General features: G+C 65.7%; 1 pseudogene. It reads left to right on the top strand.

From position 1 onward, the window contains the following. Positions 1–2,274: 2,274 nt before the first annotated feature. A pseudogene (locus BIS11_RS15315) lies at positions 2,275–2,372 on the top strand (tRNA (adenosine(37)-N6)-threonylcarbamoyltransferase complex dimerization subunit type 1 TsaB); the annotation flags it as partial.

Below are 2,372 nucleotides of genomic sequence, written 5' to 3' on the forward strand. Positions count from 1 at the left end.
ACCGCGTCCATCGAACCGATCATCGACAACATGGACACCATGCAAGACGTGGCGTTGCTCACCGCCACGGTGGTCGGTGGTCGATATGCCGCGGCGTTCGCCGCATCAGCCCAGCGAAAAGCAGCGGACGCGGCGCAGTCGATAGCGAACGCGCAAGCGAACGCCGTCGCGACCCAGGCGGTCGTTCGTCGTACCGGGGCAGAAAAGCAGTCCGCCATGGCAATGCTGAGCACGGCGCGCCTGGAAGAGCAGGCGACGCGGGGCACGGCTGCCCACGCGCTGGCGTTGGATAATCTGAGCCGAGCCCGCACTCGGGCAGCCACGGCGGCGGGCGCTCATGCAGCCGCGACGGCGGCGAGCGATGCGGCCATGCAGCGCAGTACCGCGTCAGCCTACGCCATGGCCGCCGCATCTCGCGCTGTCAACGGGGCGCTGGCACTGGTTGGTGGTCCGGTTGGGGTGGCTGTTCTTGCAGCCACGGCGCTTTACTATTTCAGCGATGAGCTGGGCATTACCTCCGCCGCAGCTCGTGAAGCCAAAGAGGAGATAGATCGGCTGGTTGATAGCATGGATGACCTTACCCATGCGCAGTATGAGAGCAATCGCGTTTCTCTCGTTCAAAAACTTGCTGAGGCCCGGGTAGAAGCGAGCAAGCTGCAAAGTCAGATCGAAGAGTTGCAGGGCCAGGCGCAAAATCAGGGGATGTGGTACCAGGGGTATTCAGGTTCTGCGACCCATGATATTGCCGAGCTGAATACGAAGCTCCGTGAGCAACAACGAATTATCGCTGCGAGCCAAGCCGGAATCGACGAGTACGACCAGAAATGGCAGGACGTGCTCGAGTCGCAGATCTCGGGCGTCAGTATCTTCCGCACGCTCGACCAGTGGCTGATGACCACAGGCGAATCGTCGTTCGAGGCCTCGCGCCGCTTCAATGCCCTGGGCGACACCCTGGGCGAGAACGGCGAGAAATGGGACGACTACATCGGCAAGTTGCGAGCCGCCCGCGATGTGATGGGCATGACCGCAGCGGAGTCGGCGCAGTACGCCGCCGCCCAGCAGGGTTACACCGGCCTGTACGCCGATCAGGCAGCCGCCGTCGCCGGCCAAACGGACGCGCTCAGCGACTACCAGAAGGCGATCGCCGACGGCGACGCCGTCGAGGCGCAGGCTCACTTGGCGCGCGCCCAGCGCTACGCCGAGGCCGAGGCCATGGTGCAGGCGCAGCTGCAGAACATCGGCACGCTGACGAACCTGCTCCAAGGCGTGCAAACCGAGCTCTCGGCCGTCGCGCTCTCCGCCGCCCTGGTGGTGGGCGACAGCTCCGGCGCCGTGGCGGCGAACGTGGCGAGCGCGATCCAGGCGATCAACAACCGCGCCGCAGCGATTCGTAATACCACCACCGTCACTGTCAAGAACACCGCCGCTAACCGCGAGGCGGCCGCCGCCGCGCGCGAGGCCGAGCAGGCGGCGAAGGCGCAGGCCGACGCCCTGGAGTCCATCCGCGAGGAAATGGACCCGCTGATTCGCGACCACAAGACGTACGTGGATCGCGTCAACGTACTGGAAAAGGCGCTGGCCGCCGGCACGATCACGCAAACCGAGTTCGGGGAAGCGATCCGCTGGAGCGCCGAGCAATACACCCGCGCGGCGTCCGGCGCCGAGGACTACGAACAGCAAACCGAATCACTGGTTGGCAAGTACGACGCGCTGAACCAGCGTGCCCAAACGCTGCGCACCGAGCTCGATCAGATCCGTCAGCGCTACCAAACCGGTGCCATCACGGGCGCTCAGTACGCTCGTATGCTCGGCAACGTGCAGAACGAGATGGATCAGCTCGCTCGGGAGTCCGAGGACGCCGGGGATTCCATTTCCCACAGTTTCACCACCTGGGGCACAGTCGCCGACAACACGCTGCGCAGCGTTGACGACTCCGGGCGCGACGCTTGGCGCGGGCTTATCGGCGGCTCGACCAGCGCGCTGGATACCGTCAAGCGTGGCTTCCAGCAAACGTTCGCTGAAATTGCCCACATGCTCACGACCCAAAAGCTGACGTTCCACGCGGCGGGCTTTTTAGGGCTCGACACGTCAGGCATGCCCGGTAGCCGTGGCGGCATGAGCCTCGGCAACCTCGGCTCGATGAAAAAAGGCTGGGATACCGTCAGCGGCCTGTGGGGTGGCGGCAAAGCGGCCGCTACGACCGCCGCCGGCTACGGCGCCACGGGCTGGGCAAGCTCTGCCACCGGCGCCTATGGCGGCTGGGCAGGCAATGCCGCCGCCGGCGCCGCCCAGGGGCTGGCCTTCGGGCTCGATCGTCCGCTGGTCGGGGTGTCGACGCTTGAGGCGCTGGCGCTGCAGGCGCACCGCCGCTT

The sequence above is a fragment of the Halomonas sp. 707D4 genome (assembly GCF_024158685.1).
GTDB lineage: Bacteria > Pseudomonadota > Gammaproteobacteria > Pseudomonadales > Halomonadaceae > Vreelandella.